This is a genomic window from Chryseobacterium turcicum, assembly GCF_021010565.1.
In the GTDB taxonomy this organism is placed as follows: Bacteria; Bacteroidota; Bacteroidia; order Flavobacteriales; family Weeksellaceae; genus Chryseobacterium; species Chryseobacterium turcicum.
This window is the reverse complement of the sequence record NZ_JAJNAY010000002.1, coordinates 48492-65954: the sequence shown is the minus strand read 5'-3', so window position 1 is coordinate 65954 and position 17463 is coordinate 48492. Positions and strand designations below refer to the sequence as shown.

General features: G+C 32.3%; 13 protein-coding genes. 3 read left to right on the top strand and 10 right to left on the bottom strand.

The window, feature by feature from the left end:
- The first annotated feature begins 56 nt into the window (after positions 1-56).
- On the top strand, positions 57-1475 hold the full coding sequence (locus LO744_RS15045; protein ID WP_230670766.1) for an L-serine ammonia-lyase: 1419 nt from the start codon (positions 57-59) through the stop codon (positions 1473-1475).
- 120 nt (positions 1476-1595) lie between these two features.
- On the opposite strand, the gene LO744_RS15040 is transcribed toward LO744_RS15045, so the two are convergent.
- From LO744_RS15040 to LO744_RS15020, 5 genes are all read right to left on the bottom strand, one after another.
- Positions 1596-3236 carry a serine hydrolase domain-containing protein gene (locus LO744_RS15040; RefSeq protein ID WP_230670763.1) on the bottom strand — a complete coding sequence of 547 codons (1641 nt, stop codon included), beginning with the start codon at positions 3234-3236 and terminating at the stop codon, positions 1596-1598.
- A gap of 12 nt (positions 3237-3248) precedes the next feature.
- On the bottom strand, positions 3249-3821 hold the full coding sequence (locus LO744_RS15035) for a hypothetical protein (RefSeq protein ID WP_230670760.1): 573 nt from the start codon (positions 3819-3821) through the stop codon (positions 3249-3251).
- A 5-nt stretch (positions 3822-3826) separates the two neighbouring features.
- Positions 3827-4093: a DUF2089 family protein gene (locus LO744_RS15030; RefSeq protein WP_230670754.1), complete on the bottom strand. Its 267-nt coding sequence runs from the start codon at positions 4091-4093 to the stop codon at positions 3827-3829.
- A gap of 318 nt (positions 4094-4411) precedes the next feature.
- Positions 4412-5254, bottom strand: a complete 843-nt coding sequence (locus LO744_RS15025; protein ID WP_230670751.1) for a prephenate dehydrogenase — start codon at positions 5252-5254, stop codon at positions 4412-4414.
- A gap of 543 nt (positions 5255-5797) precedes the next feature.
- Positions 5798-7165: a hypothetical protein gene (locus LO744_RS15020; RefSeq protein ID WP_230670748.1), complete on the bottom strand. Its 1368-nt coding sequence runs from the start codon at positions 7163-7165 to the stop codon at positions 5798-5800.
- Between the two features lie 289 nt (positions 7166-7454).
- Between LO744_RS15020 and polA the strand changes: the two genes are divergently transcribed.
- On the top strand, positions 7455-10301 hold the full coding sequence (gene polA, locus LO744_RS15015) for a DNA polymerase I (protein WP_230670746.1): 2847 nt from the start codon (positions 7455-7457) through the stop codon (positions 10299-10301).
- Between the two features lie 48 nt (positions 10302-10349).
- Here polA and LO744_RS15010 read toward each other — a convergent pair whose 3' ends face one another.
- From LO744_RS15010 to LO744_RS14990, 5 genes are all read right to left on the bottom strand, one after another.
- Complete coding sequence (locus tag LO744_RS15010) at positions 10350-11303, bottom strand: Fic family protein (RefSeq protein ID WP_230670743.1); 954 nt, start codon at positions 11301-11303, stop codon at positions 10350-10352.
- 40 nt (positions 11304-11343) lie between these two features.
- Entirely contained in the window at positions 11344-11730 is a 387-nt protein-coding gene (locus LO744_RS15005; protein ID WP_230670740.1) for an immunity 22 family protein, read from the bottom strand.
- A 328-nt stretch (positions 11731-12058) separates the two neighbouring features.
- Positions 12059-12622 carry a DUF4256 domain-containing protein gene (locus LO744_RS15000; protein WP_230670737.1) on the bottom strand — a complete coding sequence of 188 codons (564 nt, stop codon included), beginning with the start codon at positions 12620-12622 and terminating at the stop codon, positions 12059-12061.
- Between the two features lie 79 nt (positions 12623-12701).
- Positions 12702-13259 (bottom strand): YdeI/OmpD-associated family protein, encoded by a 558-nt coding sequence (locus tag LO744_RS14995; protein WP_230670734.1) that lies wholly within the window; start codon positions 13257-13259, stop codon positions 12702-12704.
- 451 nt (positions 13260-13710) lie between these two features.
- On the bottom strand, positions 13711-14376 hold the full coding sequence (locus LO744_RS14990; RefSeq protein ID WP_230670729.1) for a hypothetical protein: 666 nt from the start codon (positions 14374-14376) through the stop codon (positions 13711-13713).
- A 200-nt stretch (positions 14377-14576) separates the two neighbouring features.
- Between LO744_RS14990 and LO744_RS14985 the strand changes: the two genes are divergently transcribed.
- Entirely contained in the window at positions 14577-17444 is a 2868-nt protein-coding gene (locus tag LO744_RS14985; protein WP_230670726.1) for a M16 family metallopeptidase, read from the top strand.
- Positions 17445-17463: the final 19 nt, after the last annotated feature.

Sequence of the window (17463 nt, the reverse complement as noted above, 5' to 3'; positions counted from 1 at the left end):
TGTATTCCTTACAATTTATCGTGTATATTTGCTTTTCATGAAATTGGAATTTAGTTATGGAATCAATATCGGTTTTTGAAATTATTAAAGTAGGAATAGGCCCGTCTAGTTCGCATACAATGGGACCCTGGAATGCAGCTGCTGCATTTATCAGAATTATAAAAAGAGAAAAATCAATTACTGAGGTAAAAGAAGTTTTTCTTGAATTCTTTGGTTCATTGGCAAAAACAGGGATTGGCCACGGAACCGATATTGCCGGAATGCTTGGTTTGACGGGTGAAGATTTTAAAACTATAGATACCACAAAGATTGATGATATCGTTCATCAGATTAAAGAATCTAAGGTTATTAATTTGGGAGGAGAGAAAGAAATTCCTTTTGTTTACGGGCATCATTTGATATTAAATATGTCTCAGACGCTTGATTACCATCCTAACGGAATGATTTTTAAAGCAATTTTTGAAGATGGAACCGAGATTGTTCAGGATTTTTATTCTGTGGGTGGAGGTTTTATCATGAGCCAGGAGAAAAATTCTATCGAAAAACAGTGTGTACGCACCATTTATCCTTGTCATAAAGCTTCGGATATTTCTAAATACTGCGACAAATTAGGTTTTGATAAAATTTCAGATTTAATTTTAATTAATGAAGAAAGCTGGAGAACACAGGAGGAAACTAGAAAGGAAGCGCTTTATATTTGGAGTCAGATTAAAGAATGTATTTATAAAGGCGTTAATAAAGAAGGAATTTTGCCGGGTGGACTGAATGTTACTCGTCGTGCAGCCGGAATCAACAGAAAACTCTTAGGAGATAAAATTTATAAAAATCAAGAGGAGTGGTTTCAGCAGGTTGTAGATGCTGAAGAAAATTTTACCAATATCAATAAATGGATTGCCTGTTTTGCATTGGCGGTGAACGAAGAAAATGCAAGCTTCGGAAGAATTATCACGGCACCAACAAATGGAGCGAGTGGTGTGATTCCGGCAGTTTTAATGTATGCTCAGGCTTTTACAGATGCGGTAAGTGAAGATGATATTGCAAGATTCATTTTGGTGGCAGGAGAAATCGGAACTTTATTTAAGAAAAACGCTACCATTTCTGCAGCAATGGGTGGTTGTCAGGCGGAAATTGGGGTTTCTTCGGCGATGGCGGCAGCTGGTTTAACGGAAATTCTGGGTGGAAGTATCGGCCAGGTTTTAATGGCGGCAGAAATAGCAATGGAGCATCATTTAGGTTTAACGTGCGATCCAATCAAAGGTTTGGTGCAGATTCCGTGTATTGAAAGAAATACGATGGGTGCAATTAAGGCGATTACAGCGGCAAATATTGCCTTAGAAAGTGATCCTGCAAAAGCTAAAGTGACTTTGGATGAGGTAATTCTTACGATGTGGGAAACTGCTTTATCAATGAATGACCGCTTTAAAGAGACTTCAGAAGGTGGTTTGGCAATTGCGGTGAATGTTCCGGAATGTTAAAATGAAAAGTAAAAATTTCAAATAAAAAACGTTCTGATGTTTGTTTAAAAAACTCAGAACGTTTTTAATAAAAGATGCGGACGTTTTAATGAAAACGTCCGCATCTTTTTTACAATAGAATTATTTCTTATCAAAAACAAGATTATTTCCATTTTGAATAAGGGTAAGTTGCTTTTTTTCTATCGAGAAAACAATTTCTACACCCGCATTATCATATTTGAATTGATCTCCTTCAACATATTCTAGCGGAAATGAAGGCTGATCTGCCAACTGAGCAAAAAGATTTTCGTCCTTTATAAAGATTTTAAAATCTGCTTTAATGTCTTTGGAGTAATAAGTACCTTCATATTTTTGTAATTCTTTTTCTGATACTTTTTTCAGGTCTGTAAATTTTGGATATTCATATTCCTGATCGTAAATAAGATTAACGATTCCTAAGAATATCTTTCCGTGTGCTAATTTTTCACCGTTAATAACTGTTGCAACCGAATATTTTTCAGTCGGGCTGTATGAAACTAATGAGTGTGTTCCTGCTGTATCACCACCATGTCCGAAAGAAACTTTATTATAAAAAGGAACCGCCATCAAACCTAATCCAAAAGGTTTTCCTGATTTGGGAAGCATCTTATCTAATGTTTCTTTTTTTATAAATTTATCATTAAATAGAGCGTTAATAAATAAATTCATATCATAGGTTGTGGAAGTGATGTCACCCAAACCAATACAATTACGGAAATCAAAATCTTCTACTTCCATCCATTTTCTAGTTGTATTTTCATACGATTTGAAGATGTTTTTTTCATTGTCTAAAACCGAAAATGTATTCTTCATACTGGCTTTGCTGGTGATGTTTTCTTTTAACAAAACATTGTAAGGTTTCTTGGCAACCTTCTCTAAAATTCTGCTTAAAAGATAATACCCTGAATTTGAATATCTCTCTTTTTCTCCGGTCTGAAATTCTACGCCGTGTTTTTTTATCGTGTCTAAAATAGCTTTGTCACCCACAGGTTTTCCAAACAGCCATGGTCCAGCATAATCGCCTAATCCGCTTGTATGGTTCATTAAGTTTTCTAAAGTGATTTTGTTGGCATTAGGAACATCGGGATAATATTTTGAAAGTTTATCATCCAGTTTTATTTTTCCTTTTTCTTCCAATTGCATGAGCATAACGGCAGTAACTAATTTACTGATAGACCCAATTTGATATCCTGTATTCTTGTCCCATTCTACATTAGATAGTTGATCCTGACCAAAGTTTTTTGTGTAAATTTCTTTTCCATTTTGGAAAATAGTAATGCTTCCGATTCCTTGCTTGTTTTTGCTAATGTAATTTAAGAAATCATCAATTTTTGCTGTGTTGATTCCATTTTTACCAATGCCTTTTATTTTCTCATCTTTCGGATTGGGTTTTTCTTTTCCGTCATTTTTATAAAGACTCAAAGGAAAAGATCTTGAATTTTGCATAAAAGTTCCTTCAAAATGATCTGTTTTAAACTGACCTTTGTAAGAGGCTCCCAAAGCTTTCATCTCAAAAACTAATTCGTTGTTTAAGAATTCTGTTTTATCAACGGTAATAATTTGATCGCCTTGTTTTGGACTTTTCGCGGTTGAAACATAAATGTTATTTTCTTTTTTTACATCAAGAATTAAGGGTAGCGTCATTCCGCCTAAATCGAGCTCTCCTTTCCAGGAACCTGTTATTTCTTGGGCGTAAAAAGTCTGTGCTAATACAATCAGCACGAATAATAGTTTGGTTTTCATTAAAGTAAGTTTTTAGTTGTTAAATATTTGGCAAACGATTACTGTAAAAAATGTTACGATACAGAATAGTACGATGTGTTGCCATTTTTTTATGTTTGTTGCCGTTTTAAATCCGTTGTATAAAATAACGATGCTGTAAATTAAACATCCCACATTGGCTATTGTAAATAAAATCATGATCAAAAAGCTTACATATGGGAAAGCAGTTGTTGGTTGATCTTTGTAATTTACCACGGTTTCTATAGCATCACTAATAAAAGTATATTTCTCAAAAGGAATAAGAATGATAAGAGGAATTTGAGAAATTAAAACTGTGTTTACAATGTCAATTATTCTTGTTTTTCGATACAATATTTTGCCCAATAAAAATAATACGATCATCATTACGGCAAAGCTTATAGAAGTTGGAACAATTAAATCATAAAAATGAGAGGCTTTAAAAGGAGCAATTCTATAGATGCTTATAAAACAGGTATCAGTCCAATAACAGAATGGAATAATAAGCATGAAAAATAGAAGACCTATGAAAAATAGGATTTTTTCATCAAATTTTTCAAAAGGATTAAAAATAGTTTTCCAGTTCATAGGTGTTATTTTTTTAATTGATCAATTTTTTTGATTAAATCGTCCATTTTATTTCTCATCGTCGGATAAGAAAGCTCTGCCTGTTTTGCCATTTCTTTAATGCTTCCGCTGGAAAGAAAAAAGTTTAAAATAAAATCCTGCTCATCTCGGTTGAGTTTTAGAAAAACAGGAAGTTCATAATCTCCGTTCACACTAGTTCCGCAATCGGAGCATTTCATTTGACTTACGTTGAGTGTATGATCACAACTCGGACAAATTATAGGAAGTTTCATTGAATTTTGTTTTTACAAATGTAATATTATTTTTAATAAAGTTAAAAAATATTTTAATAAAGTTAAAATTTAGTTTTAAATTAAAACTAAAAAAACTTCCTGATAAGGGAAGTTTTTGTCTAATTTAAGTTTGATTATATGGAATTTAAACGCAAAGATTTTATTTTCTATTCTTAATTTTAGGAAAGCAAAGACAAATAAAATTTGTTTCGCAAAGCTTGAAAATAGAGCTTTATCAAATCAACTCGTTGATTCATCTTTGCTCGCTAAGGTTTAGAGCTTTGATGTGGAACCTTTGCGTTAAAAAAATGAGCTTGCTTATTTTAAAATTCCTCGAATTCTGTTGGCATTGATAATCAATTCTTCCAAATATTCAAAATTGTCTTTTTCCAAAGCAGATTTGAATTTTCTTAGTTGTGAGATATGTTCATTCAAAACGTCAAGTACATTCTCTTTGTTTTGTTTAAAAATTGGAACCCACATTTCAGGATGAGATTTTGCCAAACGTACCGTACTTGAAAATCCAGAACTCGCCAATTGAAAAATAGTATCTTCTTCTTTTTCCTTTTCCAAAACGGTATTGGCTAAAGCGTAAGACGTAATGTGTGAAATATGCGAAATATATGCGGTGTGGATGTCATGGTCATCTGCATTCATATAAATGGGATGCATTTCGAGACTTTTTACCACATTTTCTACCAATTCTAAAGCATCTTTCGCAGATTCTTCACGATTGCAAATCACGCCGGCTTTCCCTGAAAAACTTTCGGCTACAGCAGATTTGGGACCATGATTTTCGGTTCCCCACATCGGGTGAAAAGCCACAAATCTCGACCTTTTAGGATGATTTTTTACAGCATCTACAATTCCTGATTTTGTAGAACCAACATCCATCACGGTTTGCTGATCCGAAATTAAATCTAAAACTTTAGGAAGAATTTTCCTCGCCGAATCTACAGGAATGGCAATAATCACCAAATCTGAATTTTTAATTCCTGTTTCTAAATCTGCTTTTTCATTAATGATATTTAAGGCTAAAGCTTCATTAAGGTTTTCTGTATTATTATCGATTCCATAAATGAAATCTGCTGTTTTTTTCTGTTTTAATTTTAAGGCAATTGATCCTCCAATTAGCCCCACACCAATGATACTTATTTTCATTTGTTTAAATTTTAAAAATAAAAAACCTCGCCCAAAGGACGAGGTTTTAGTTATATATACAAGAAATCCTTATCCCAAATCTGAGTTAAAAATTCCGTAATAATATGTCTTGTTTGTATTCACAGTGCAAATTTAAGAATTTTTTTCGAAAGGATGTCTGCTAAAAACGTGTTTTGTACGCTTTAGAATTAAATTGAACATTCGTCAATTCGAATGGGATTCTAAAATAATTTTGTATCGAGAACTTTATAATGATTATTCATCTATAAATTTTTTCTTCGATAATATTTTGTCTTGTGTTACCTATTGAGTGCTATATTTTGATTATCCATTATTTATATAATCACAGTTAACGGAAAAGGCTTTGCGAAGTGCGGGAATAAGAACAAAAAGTTCAAGGATTCCAATCGAAGCAAATGCTTTTTCATATTGTCTAAATTAATAAAATAATCAATATGAAAAGCAATTTGCGGAATAAATGGAGTAGAAGTTTAGCTTTGTAATTAACTCCGCATTTTGCAAAACCTATTAACTGTAGTTTCTTTAATCAACTTTAAAAGTACTTTTCCATGCTTTAATTTTAGATAAAGGATCATCTAATTCATTGTTGTTTATAACATTTAAATTTTCAATATATTCATTATACTTTCTGTTTCTAGTTATCACTGCACTTTCTGGTTTTTCAGATGTTTCATTTTTACCTCTCTCTTCATTTCGAAATTTTTGAGAGTAGTTGTTTATTTTATCTTCAAATCGATAATACCAAACACATCCCCATATTGCATGTGGTGGTTTTACTTCTCTTTGACATCCTTCATTTCCCTCTGATTTTATAACATATTGTTTCCTGATTTCTGTTATTTCCCATAATACGTCTTCAATTCTTTTAGAGTAATGCTTTATATATGATTTTAATGTTGTTTCTATACTTGAAGGACTATCAATGGTTGCTTCTGGATCTAAATCGATCATTTCAGCCATAATAAAAAACTGTTGAGTAGCTAAAAGCATAAATATACTAAACATTTCTGCATTTTTTAATTCTTTGTCTTTAATGAAATTTAACCTTGGTATAATTTTATTATCTATTTCAATATTTTGATTATACAACATATCGTAAAGATCTTTCTTAGCATTATAGTTTAATTTTCCATCATATTTTTTAAATAGTGTATTTTTTCTATCAGTGTAGAGTGTTTTAAACCAGTAATTTATATGTTCAGCCTCATTTTTTATTTCATTGATAGCTTCTTCTCGTATAGACTTTTTAATAACGTTGGATAGCTGTTTTAAAGTTTTTTCATTAAAAGAAGGAAGTGTGTCGGGGAATATAGAAGCATATATACTTGAGGCAGCATTTGAACCAATTGCTTCCGCAAAGCCAATTGCAGCAGCACTTAATAGTGCGGTTAAAGTTAATGGTTCAAATGCGAATTTCATATTTGTATATTTTTCAATATTTACATTATATTTAACCAAATTATAGTTGTAAATATTCTCATTGTAGAAGTGAAAATATAATTCTGTTAGGTTTGTTTTTCTAACTAAAAAAACATCACCTTTTTTAAAATTGTTTAAATTTTTTGTTAAGAAAACCAACTTATCTTCAATTAGTTTTTCTTTTTCTACATAATTTAAAAATAAATTAATGTCTTTTATTGCGCAAATAAATTTTTCTTCTATGATTTTTTTAGCAACTCTGTTATCACTAAAAATATTAAAGTCAAATATAAATTTGTCTATATCTTGATTAATGAAATTATTTGTTAGCTGAGATGGTGTTACCTCTAATTCGTTGCATTCAAATAAAGTTATTCCTTTGTTATTATAAAAGGTTAAAATTTTTTCTTTAATAATATTATCTGGATTTAAATCAAGATCGTTTTTTTTGATGTATACATTACAACTCATAAAATGTTATGTTAAATTTATTAAGGTTTATACTATAAAATTACAGTTAACGTTTGGCTTCACGCAATCCATCAATCAAAACTATATTTTCTCTAAAAATAAATAATATCCACACGCAAAACAATTTTATTTCTACTCTTAATGAAAAAAAACTTTAATTCTCGATATAAAATTCTTTCAGAATTTCACTTGACTTGACGTACAAAATAATCTTAATCAATCATCTCATCACCATTCTTTATCTTTGACCACTCATCCCGATTTCATATATTTGTTGATTATTCAAAATATGGAGGCAACACAAGATAAAAGGCTTTTTCTCATCGATGCGTATGCGATGATTTTCAGAGGATATTATGCATTGATCAGAAGTCCAAGAATTACAAGTACAGGAATTGACACATCAGCAATTTTTGGTTTTACCAATTCTTTGATTGAATTAATTAGAAGAGAAAAACCGACTCACTTAGCTGTTGTCTTTGATGTGGGTAAGGCAAGTGTAAGAACAGATGATTTTGCAGAATACAAAGCCAACAGAAGTGAAACTCCGGAAGCGATAAAAATTGCAATCCCATATCTTCATAGGATTTTAGATGCGATGCATATTCCGTATTTGGGTGTTGAAGGGTATGAAGCTGATGATATTATAGGAACCATTGCCTGTAAAGCTGAAAAAGAAGGATACACCACTTTTATGGTTACTCCAGACAAAGATTTTGCGCAGTTGGTGACTGATAAAATAAAAATGTATAAGCCTTCATCAAAAGGAGGCGAAATAGAAATTTTAGGCGTTGATGAAGTGAATGCCAAATATGGCATTAAAGATCCAAAACAGGTCATTGATTTTCTTGCCATGATGGGAGATGCGGTTGACAATATTCCAGGATTGGATGGAGTTGGTGAAAAAACGGCGATGAAATTCTTGCAAGAATTTGGTAACATCGAAAATCTTTTAGCCAATACAGACAAACTGAAAGGTAAGATTAAAGAAAAAATCGAAGCTTCAGCAGAACGTGGGATTTTATCTAAAAAATTGGCCACGATTATCTGTGATGCGCCTGTAGAATTTCACCAAGAACAATACGACCTTGAAACTCCTGATTTTGAAAAAGTAAAAGTAGTTTTCGACGAAATTGAATTTACAAGATTATACGAAAATCTGTATCGTGCTTTTGCTCCCTCAGAAATTGTTGCTGCAAAATCTAATAAAAATAAGGAAAGCGAGACAGAATCTCCTCAAACTCCTCAACAGAAAGTGGCAGCTAATGTCGGTCAACTCGATCTTTTTGCGACTTATGAAGAGTTGGATCAAGCAACTACCACAAAATCTACGATTACAGAAAACGACCATTTGTATCAATTTGTAGACAATCCGAAAGCGCAGAAAATTTTAGTTCAAAATTTATTACAACAAAAAGCTGTCTGTTTTGATACAGAAACAACATCGCTAAACGAATTGGAAGCTGAGTTGGTTGGGATGAGTTTTTCTTACAAAAAAGGTTTGGCGTATTATATTCCGTTTTCCGAAGATCAGGGTGAAGTTTTACAGACTTTGGAAATTTTCAGACCGTTTTTTGAAAAGGAAGATTTAGTAAAAATTGCTCACAACTTAAAATACGATTATAAAGTTCTTCAAAAATATAATGTAACGGTAAAAGGAGCGATGTTCGATACCATGATTGCGCATTACCTTTTAAATCCTGACGGAAGACACGGAATGGATTATCTTTCGGAAGTTTATTTAAACTATAAACCCGTTTCGATAGAAACCATTATTGGTAAAAAAGGAAAAAATCAAGGTAATTTCAGAGATGCAGACTTGAGAACGCAGACTGATTACGCAGCAGAAGATGCAGATATTACTTTTCAGCTGTACGAATTGTTTGCACCTCAACTGAAAAAAGAAAATCTTGAAGAGCTTTTCTTTACCATCGAAATGCCATTGATGGAAGTCTTAGCTAAAATGGAATTGGCAGGAATTTCTTTAGATGAAAAATGGCTGGCTCAGGAAAGTATCGATCTTGAGAATGATTTAAGACAATTAGAATCTAAAATATTTGAAATTTCGGGTGAAGAATTTAATATGAACTCACCGAGACAATTGGGTGATGTTTTATTTGAAAAAATGCAGCTCGACCCAAAAGCTAAAAAAACAAAAACCGGACAATACGCTACTTCGGAAGATGTTTTACAGAAATTGGCTTCAAAACATGAGATTATTCAGCATATTTTAGAATACAGAACATACCAGAAATTAAAATCGACGTATGTTGATGCTTTGCCGTCACAGATTGATAAAGAAGACAATCGTGTTCATACGAACTTCTCGCAAACAACGGCTGCAACAGGTCGTTTGGCGAGTGTAAATCCGAATTTACAGAATATTCCGATTCGTACATTGAGAGGACAGCAAATTCGCGGAGCGTTTGTTTCTGGCGAAGGAAAGAAGATTATTTCTGCCGATTATTCTCAGATTGAATTGCGTTTAATAGCCGAAATTTCGGGTGAAGATAATATGATCAAAGCGTTTCAGGATGGTGAAGATATTCACGCTTCTACCGCTGCGAAATTATTTAAAATTCCATTGGAAGAAGTTTCCAAAACGCAGAGAAGTCAGGCAAAAACAGTAAATTTTGGAATCATTTACGGACAAGGTGCTTTTGCTTTAGCTGAACAAACCGGAATGTCGAGAACGGAAGCAAAACAAATGATTGAAGCGTATTTTGAAACGTATCCAAAATTAAAAGCTTACATGGCTGAACAGGTTGCTAAAGCTCGTGAACAAGGTTATGTTGAAACAATTTTAGGCAGAAAACGTCATCTGAAAGATATTAATTCAGGAAATTTTGTTGTGAGAGGTCACGCTGAAAGAAACGCTGTGAATGCTCCTGTTCAGGGAAGTGCAGCAGACGTTGTAAAAATGGCGATGATTAAAATCGATAAAGAATTGGAAGCACAAAATCTTCAAACCAAAATGCTCCTTCAGGTACATGACGAATTGTTGTTTGAAGCGCCAATTGAGGAAGTGGAAGCCGTTACAAACCTCATCAAAAAAGAAATGGAAAGTGCTATTGAAACACAAGTTCCGTTATTGGTTGAGGTTGGAGTAGGGAATAACTGGCTGGAAGCGCATTAAGAAAAAGGTTTTAAAAAACTTCTGTCAAGTGGCAGAAGTTTTTTTATGTTATGACTTTCTGTAAACACTTAAATTTTTATCACCAAATTTCTCAATAAATCCTTTTTCTAAAGCTATTTTCAAATCACGACTTGCAGTAGCAGAAGAAATTTCTGAAAATTTCTTCATATAATCTTTTCTAGAAAATTCTCCATTAATATTTTCTAGGAAAATTGAAATTCTATCATTTTGTGTAAGCTTTTGAACAGAATTTTTTAAAAGTTCTAATAAAGATTCATCAATAATTCTCAGCATATATTCTATAAATACAGTTGAATTTCCCTCTTTGTCCGATTGGGAAAGTGCTTGATAATATTGAGTTTGATTTTTAGAAATCAATGTTTCAAAAGGTAAAAACTCAAATATAGGAAACTCATTCATTAAGATTAAAGTCTGCCAAAGTCTTCCCATTCTGCCGTTTCCATCCATGAATGGATGAATAAATTCCATCTCGTAATGAAATACGCAGCTTTTTATTAAACTCAATTGCGAATTATCTTTCAGGTAAGTGAAAAGATCTTTCATTAAGTAGGGTACATTTTCTGAAGGTGGAGCAATGTGTTCTACTTTTGAACCTTTTAAAATACCGACACCTTTAGTTCTGTATTTTCCGGGATTTTCAACGAGACCAATCATTAGAGTTTTGTGAGCTTTCAAATAGTCTTTTTCATTACTAAATTTTAGCTTGTTTAATTCTTGATAGATTTTTAAAGCATTTAAAACTTCATTGATATCTTTTTCAGGACCTAAAACTCTTTTGTTTTCTAAAATTGCTGTAATCTGATCTTCAGAAAGCGTATTTCCCTCAATACTTAATGAGGAATGAATTGTTTTAATTTGATTCTGCTTTCTTAGTTGAGGGTTGTTTTTAATTAAATAACTAGCATTAACTTCGCCTATCTTTTGGGATATACTTGAAATTAGAAGTAAAATTTGTGAGGTTATCTGATAAGGAGGTTTCATAAGTGATAGTATCATTTGATACTATCAAAGATAATGAAATTTAATACTCAAACTCAATTCCGCCCACATAAACTAAAGAAAAATCATCATTTTCTACAGATTTTGGTGTTGGAACTTGTCCCTGGCTTACAAAAATAAGCGAGTTGATATCGAATTTAAGATTCATTTCATTCAGTCTGTTGAATAAAACCGGAAGCCATTGCTCGGCAAAAGAATATTCAGAAAAATGCTGAATGCTTTGTTCAAAACCGTATTCCATTAAATCCTGATCAAACCAAATGGTGTTTTGCGACTCCGCAAATTTTGAAATATAAGTATCATCAGATTCTTCCTCGATGTAGTAATTCTCATCTTCCTCTACAAACTGGAAAAAATCATCTTCCGTTCTGAAATTCCCGACCCAAAAATCTAAAACCTGTGTATTCATAGTATTTTATTCAAAGCTCAAAGGTATGACAATAGTTTTTGTATTCAAAAATCTGAATCAATTTATAGGACTCTTTTTTTCGTCACTTCGAGTAGCGAAGCGTACCGAGAAGCCCTTTGCATTAAGTTCTCGATACAAAATTATCTTCCACTTTATTTCAAATAATTTCATTCGAACTTGATGGACGTGATTTTTTTGATTGTGAATTATATCGTCACTTCGAGTAATGCAGCGAAGCAGAATGTATCGAGAAGTTGTTGGGCATAAGACAAATTTTGTTTGAATTTCATTGGCTCTCGATACATTTTTTTGGCTTTTTCTACTTATTTTAAACCTTCAAAACTCCTCTAAAAGCTCTCGCCGCGTAATAAGAATTGGCACCGTTGTGATACACAAAAACCGTATTGTAACGTCTGTCGCAGAAAATAGCACCACCCAATTCTCTGATTTCTTTTGGTGTTTTTATCCAGCTTGAAGTTTTCAGGTCAAATTCTCCTAAGTTTTGTAAAAAGCGATACTGTTCTTCGGAGAGAATTTCTATGCCCATTTCTGTTGCAACCGTAATGATATCATTTTGTGGCTTATGTTCTTTTCGAGAATCTAAAGCTTCGAGGTCGTAGCAAAAACTTCTTCTGCCTTTCGGACTTTCTGCAGAACAGTCGAAGAAAAGATATTCATTAGTTTTTTCATCATAATCTACAACATCAGGTTCGCCACCGGAAATTTCCATTTCGTTGAGCGACCATAATTTTGCGGGGTTTGAATTGAGTTTCTCCTCAATTTTTGACCAATCCAATTTTTCATGGCGCTTCTTATTTTTTTCGAAACGTTTTTTTAATGTATTTAAAAGTTCGGTACTTTCTTGTGCTGAGATTAGTTTTTTAGCTGCCATTTTATTTGAGTTGAATAAGATTTAAAATTACTAAAAATTCCGATTCAGTATTGATGGCTTTTTTCTTTAGAGCAAATATTTACAAGACTCTCTTTTCCTTTTCACTTTCAATAATCGTTTTTTCAAGACGTGAAAGTTGTGTTTTTTCCTGTTTGGCGCTCATAATCCAGTGTATCATCACTTTTTTATACGATGGCGCTTGTTTTTCAAAAAATTCCCAGGCTTTTTTATTCGTTTTAAATTGCTTTTCGTATTCAGGTTTGAGTTGTGCAGGTTCTTTTTCGTGAGAATAAATCCCGGATTTGTCTTCTTTTCTTAATTTAAAAGCTTCTAAACCTTCATTTTTCATCAATCCTAACTTTGTAAGCTCTTCAATTTTTTTGATATTAATAACACTCCAAATACTGTCCTTTTTTCTCGGCGTAAAACGGATGCTGTAGCTTTCTTCATCAATCGATTTTCTCACTCCGTCAATCCAGCCGAAACATAAAGCCTGATTTACAGACTCCGACCAAGTCATCGAAGGTTTTTGGGTTCCTACTTTATAAAAACCTACCAATAATTCTTGCTCGGTTTTGTGGTTTTTATCGAGCCAATTTCTAAAATCTTGTGGTGTTGGAAAGAATGTAGCACTCATTAATAGTATTTTAAATAATTATTCAGTATCGAAGATAACAGACAAAATCATAAAAAGAATGATGATAAAAATAAAGTTTAGAAAAAATGAAAATAAAGAAAAGATGAATGTATAGCGAAAATAACTTTTTGGAAAAGTGAAAAAGGCATTTAAAATTTTATGCAATTCTAAATGGTATAATAGAATAATTATTGTTAAAATGATTGATGAAATAGTGAAAATTAAAAAATCTTTAGTATTTGTAATGATTGAATCTGATGAAATAAGACTTAAGAAAATTCCAACTACTAAAAGTATAATTGATAATACTGAAACAGTTAACCAAAACTTTTGCTTTACTTTTTTTCCGTCAGAAAATAAGAAATAAAATAAATTGGCTAAACCAAATATAATGATAATGTAAATAATTATTCCCATTTATTTTAAAATGATTTATTTTTTAGTAATCAGTTTAGTCACTACCGTATATCAATATATTTTCAATGTTCGGAATGTTTAAATTTTCTGATTCATTTATTAGGATAAGTTTTTCTGCAAAAATTTTTAATTCTTTTTTTGCGTCCTCAATGGCATTTGCAAGCTCATTTTTATCAACAGCGATTTGATCTTCTAAAATTGGCGGAGAATAATTTTCCTGAATTTCAGAGTTGAGAAAATCAAAAATTATTGTGTTTTGAAATTTTTCAATTCTTGGAGAAGGGTGTCCCATATAAAAGTTATAATCTTCATTATCGAGCAAATCATTCCATTCTGTAATGTCTCCTAAATCACTACAACATTGCGGGAAATATTTATCAATTCCTTCAATTTTTAAAATATAACCTCCGTAAAAAGGCAAAACCAAATCTTCTATTCCTAAATTTTCCTCAGTTTGTTGTGTTTTAATTTCCTTGTGAATTACCTTTAACAAATCTGCATTTGAAATATCATTAATTTGATATAATGATGTACCTTTAGAATAAGGTTTTAAACTTTTTGAAAATCCAGCTTCTAAATTTGCTTGAACTCGATAATTTTCCCAATCTATAGGAAATTTCCAGTAAGGACCGTGAGGCGGCATTGGAACATCTTGTTCATAATTATTAATTTCAATAACAGGAATAAGTTCGATTTTCATTTTGATCAATTGATGTTTAAATGGTTTTATTTTTGATAAATGTAACGAAAATTATTGGGACCTTTTAATCGTTTTAAAAAGGTTAAAATTTAAAATAAATCATTGCAATAGATTAATAGTTATAAAATTTTGAACTCTTCTTTTTTGAATCCGTAAATTTGTAAGATGTTCTAAAATTTTAGAGCTTGTAAAATGAAAATATGACTGACAAAATATACAGCGAAATACTTCACACCGATAAAAATAATTACGATTATATCACCATTACCAACGACGAAAACAAAGTAAGAATTTATACCCTTAAAAATGGGTTGCAAGTTTTTCTTGCTCAGAATTTTGACGCACCGAGAATTCAAACTTTTATTCCGGTGAGAACGGGAAGTAATAATGACCCTTCTGATAACACTGGTTTGGCGCATTACCTTGAGCATATGATGTTTAAAGGTACTTCAAAAATCGGAACTCAAAACTGGGAAAAAGAGAAAGTTTTGTTGGAAGAGATTTCAGAATTGTACGAACAACATAAAGCCGAACAAAATCCTGAGCTTAAAAAAGAAATCTATCAGAAAATTGATGAAATTTCTCAGGAAGCGAGTCAATATGCGATTGCAAACGAGTATGACAAAGTAATTTCTTCTTTAGGAGCAACCGGAACCAACGCTCACACCTGGTTTGACGAAACGGTTTATAAAAATAATATTCCCAATAACGAGTTTGAAAAATGGCTTAAAGTAGAGAAAGAGCGCTTCTCAGAACTGGTTTTGAGACTTTTTCATACTGAGTTAGAATCTGTTTATGAAGAATTTAATCGTGCACAGGATAGTGATTCTCGATTGGTGAATTATGAGCTGATGGATGCACTTTTCCCGACTCATCCTAACGGTCAGCAAACGACTTTAGGAAATCCAGAACATTTGAAAAATCCTTCTATGAAGGCGATTCATAAATATTTTGATGAATATTATGTTCCCAATAATTATGCAATAGTATTAGTTGGAGATTTAGATTTTGAAGAAACTATTGTTTTAATTGATACCTATTTCGGAACAATTCCGTGCAGAGAATTGCCGAAGAAAGATTTAATTATTGAAAAACCTCTGACTGAAATTGTTGAAAGAACGGTAAAAAGCCCTACAACACCACGACTTCAATTGGCATGGAGAACTGAAAGTTACGGTACCAAAGAAGCAATTTTGGCTGATATTACGGCTAATATTTTAAGCAATAGAGGAGAAGCAGGATTGTTGGATTTAAATATCAATCAGACTCAAAAAATGCTTTGGGCTCAAGCTTATTCTTTAGGTTTAAAAGAATACGGATATTTTTCGGTTGTAGCAGTTCCGAAAGAAAACCAAACTTTATCTGAAGCAAAAGAGATGATGTTGGAGCAAATCGAGTTGCTGAAAAAAGGAGATTTTCCCGATTGGATGCTTCCTGCCATCATCAATGATTTTAAATTACAACGATTAAAAGGCCTGGAAACTGCGGAAGGTTTGGCGACCAATCTTTACGACACTTACATTAAAGGCAGAACCTGGGAAGAAGAGTTGAGTGAAATGGATGATTATGCTTCTGTCACAAAACAAGAGGTTATTGATTTTGCGAATGCATTTTTCAAAGATAATTATGTGGTTATCAACAAAGAAAAAGGAGTGAATGACCAGCTTTTAAGAGTTGAAAATCCAGGGATTACGCCTATTAAAATCAATCGTGAATCGCAGTCGGATTTTCTGCAGGAAATTTTAGCAGATAAAACGGAAGATATTCGGCCTGAATTTATTAATTATCAGGAAGAAATTAAAGCAGATACTGTTCAAAATAAAAAAGTAAGTTTCGTGAAAAATAAATACAACGAAATTGCTCAGGTACACTTTATTTTCCCTTTTGGAAGTGATCACGACAGAGAATTGGGGATTTCTACCCAGATTTTACAGTATTTAGGAACCGAAAAATATTCTCCCGAAGATTTAAAGGAAGAATTCTTCAAAATAGGAATTACCAATGATTTTAAAACGAGTTCAGATCAACTGACTATTTCTTTAAGCGGATTAGAATCTAACCTCGAAAAAGGGATTTCTTTGTTGCAGCATTGGATGGATGATGTAAAACCTGATCAGGAAATTTACAATCAGTTTGTGGATACTATTCTGGAAAACCGTGAAGCGGTGAAAAAAGATAAAAACCGCATTATGACGGCTTTGACAACTTATACAAAATTAGGAAAAGCTTCAAGATTTTTAGATGTAATTTCTAAAGAACAACTAGAAAATGCTAATGTGGAAGATTTTACAGACCGTATGAAAAAGCTTTTTGGTTTCCCTTACCAGGTTTTCTTCTATGGAAAAGATTTTGAAAGCTTTAAAAATTATATTCCAAACTATATTATCGAGGAACGTTTTACGGTTTCTCAACCCAAAAAATATTCTGAGCAGGAAACAACGGGATCTGTCTATTTTACCGATTATGATATGGTACAGATGGAAATGAGCAAAATTGGGAAAAGTAAAAATGTAAACCCTGAAAACTTTGGGAAAATAAATGTTTTCAATGAGTATTTCGGGCGTGGTTTATCATCAATTGTTTTTCAGGAAATCCGCGAAAGTAAGAGTTTAGCGTATTCTGCCTATGTTTCTTATTCACCCAATTCTCAGTTGAATCATCCAGATTATATCACGACATATATTGGAACTCAACCCGACAAATTGCAGATTGCGGTTGATACGATGAGCGATTTGATGAATGAGCTTCCTGAAGTTCCGGTACAGTTTGAAAATGCTAAAAAATCTGCATTAAAGCAAATTGCTTCCACAAGAATTACCAGAACCAACATTTTCTTTAATACATTGAGGTTGAAAAAACTGGGAATTCATCATGATTTCAGAAAAGATATTTACAGTCAGATTGAAAGTTTAAATTTTGAAGAAATCAAAAAGTTTTATCAGACAGAAGTAAAACCAATTCAGTACAACACCGCCATTATCGGGAAAAAAGAAAACCTGAATTTAGAAGCAGTGGAGCAAATGGGAACTTTTGAAGAAGTAGGTTTAAAAGAAATCTTTGGCTATTAAAGATATTCTAAAAAGACAA

What these genes read in the sequence shown, in the direction of transcription:
- LO744_RS15045 (WP_230670766.1), top strand. Translation starts at nt 57, where the DNA reads ATGGAATCAATATCGGTTTTTGAAATTATTAAAGTAGGAATAGGCCCG.
- LO744_RS14990 (WP_230670729.1), bottom strand. Translation starts at nt 14,376, where the DNA reads ATGAAAATCGAACTTATTCCTGTTATTGAAATTAATAATTATGAACAA.
- LO744_RS15000 (WP_230670737.1), bottom strand. Translation starts at nt 12,622, where the DNA reads ATGGCAGCTAAAAAACTAATCTCAGCACAAGAAAGTACCGAACTTTTA.
- LO744_RS14985 (WP_230670726.1), top strand. Translation starts at nt 14,577, where the DNA reads ATGACTGACAAAATATACAGCGAAATACTTCACACCGATAAAAATAAT.
- LO744_RS15025 (WP_230670751.1), bottom strand. Translation starts at nt 5,254, where the DNA reads ATGAAAATAAGTATCATTGGTGTGGGGCTAATTGGAGGATCAATTGCC.
- LO744_RS15035 (WP_230670760.1), bottom strand. Translation starts at nt 3,821, where the DNA reads ATGAACTGGAAAACTATTTTTAATCCTTTTGAAAAATTTGATGAAAAA.
- LO744_RS14995 (WP_230670734.1), bottom strand. Translation starts at nt 13,259, where the DNA reads ATGAGTGCTACATTCTTTCCAACACCACAAGATTTTAGAAATTGGCTC.
- LO744_RS15020 (WP_230670748.1), bottom strand. Translation starts at nt 7,165, where the DNA reads ATGAGTTGTAATGTATACATCAAAAAAAACGATCTTGATTTAAATCCA.
- LO744_RS15040 (WP_230670763.1), bottom strand. Translation starts at nt 3,236, where the DNA reads ATGAAAACCAAACTATTATTCGTGCTGATTGTATTAGCACAGACTTTT.
- LO744_RS15005 (WP_230670740.1), bottom strand. Translation starts at nt 11,730, where the DNA reads ATGAATACACAGGTTTTAGATTTTTGGGTCGGGAATTTCAGAACGGAA.
- LO744_RS15010 (WP_230670743.1), bottom strand. Translation starts at nt 11,303, where the DNA reads ATGAAACCTCCTTATCAGATAACCTCACAAATTTTACTTCTAATTTCA.
- LO744_RS15030 (WP_230670754.1), bottom strand. Translation starts at nt 4,093, where the DNA reads ATGAAACTTCCTATAATTTGTCCGAGTTGTGATCATACACTCAACGTA.
- polA (WP_230670746.1), top strand. Translation starts at nt 7,455, where the DNA reads ATGGAGGCAACACAAGATAAAAGGCTTTTTCTCATCGATGCGTATGCG.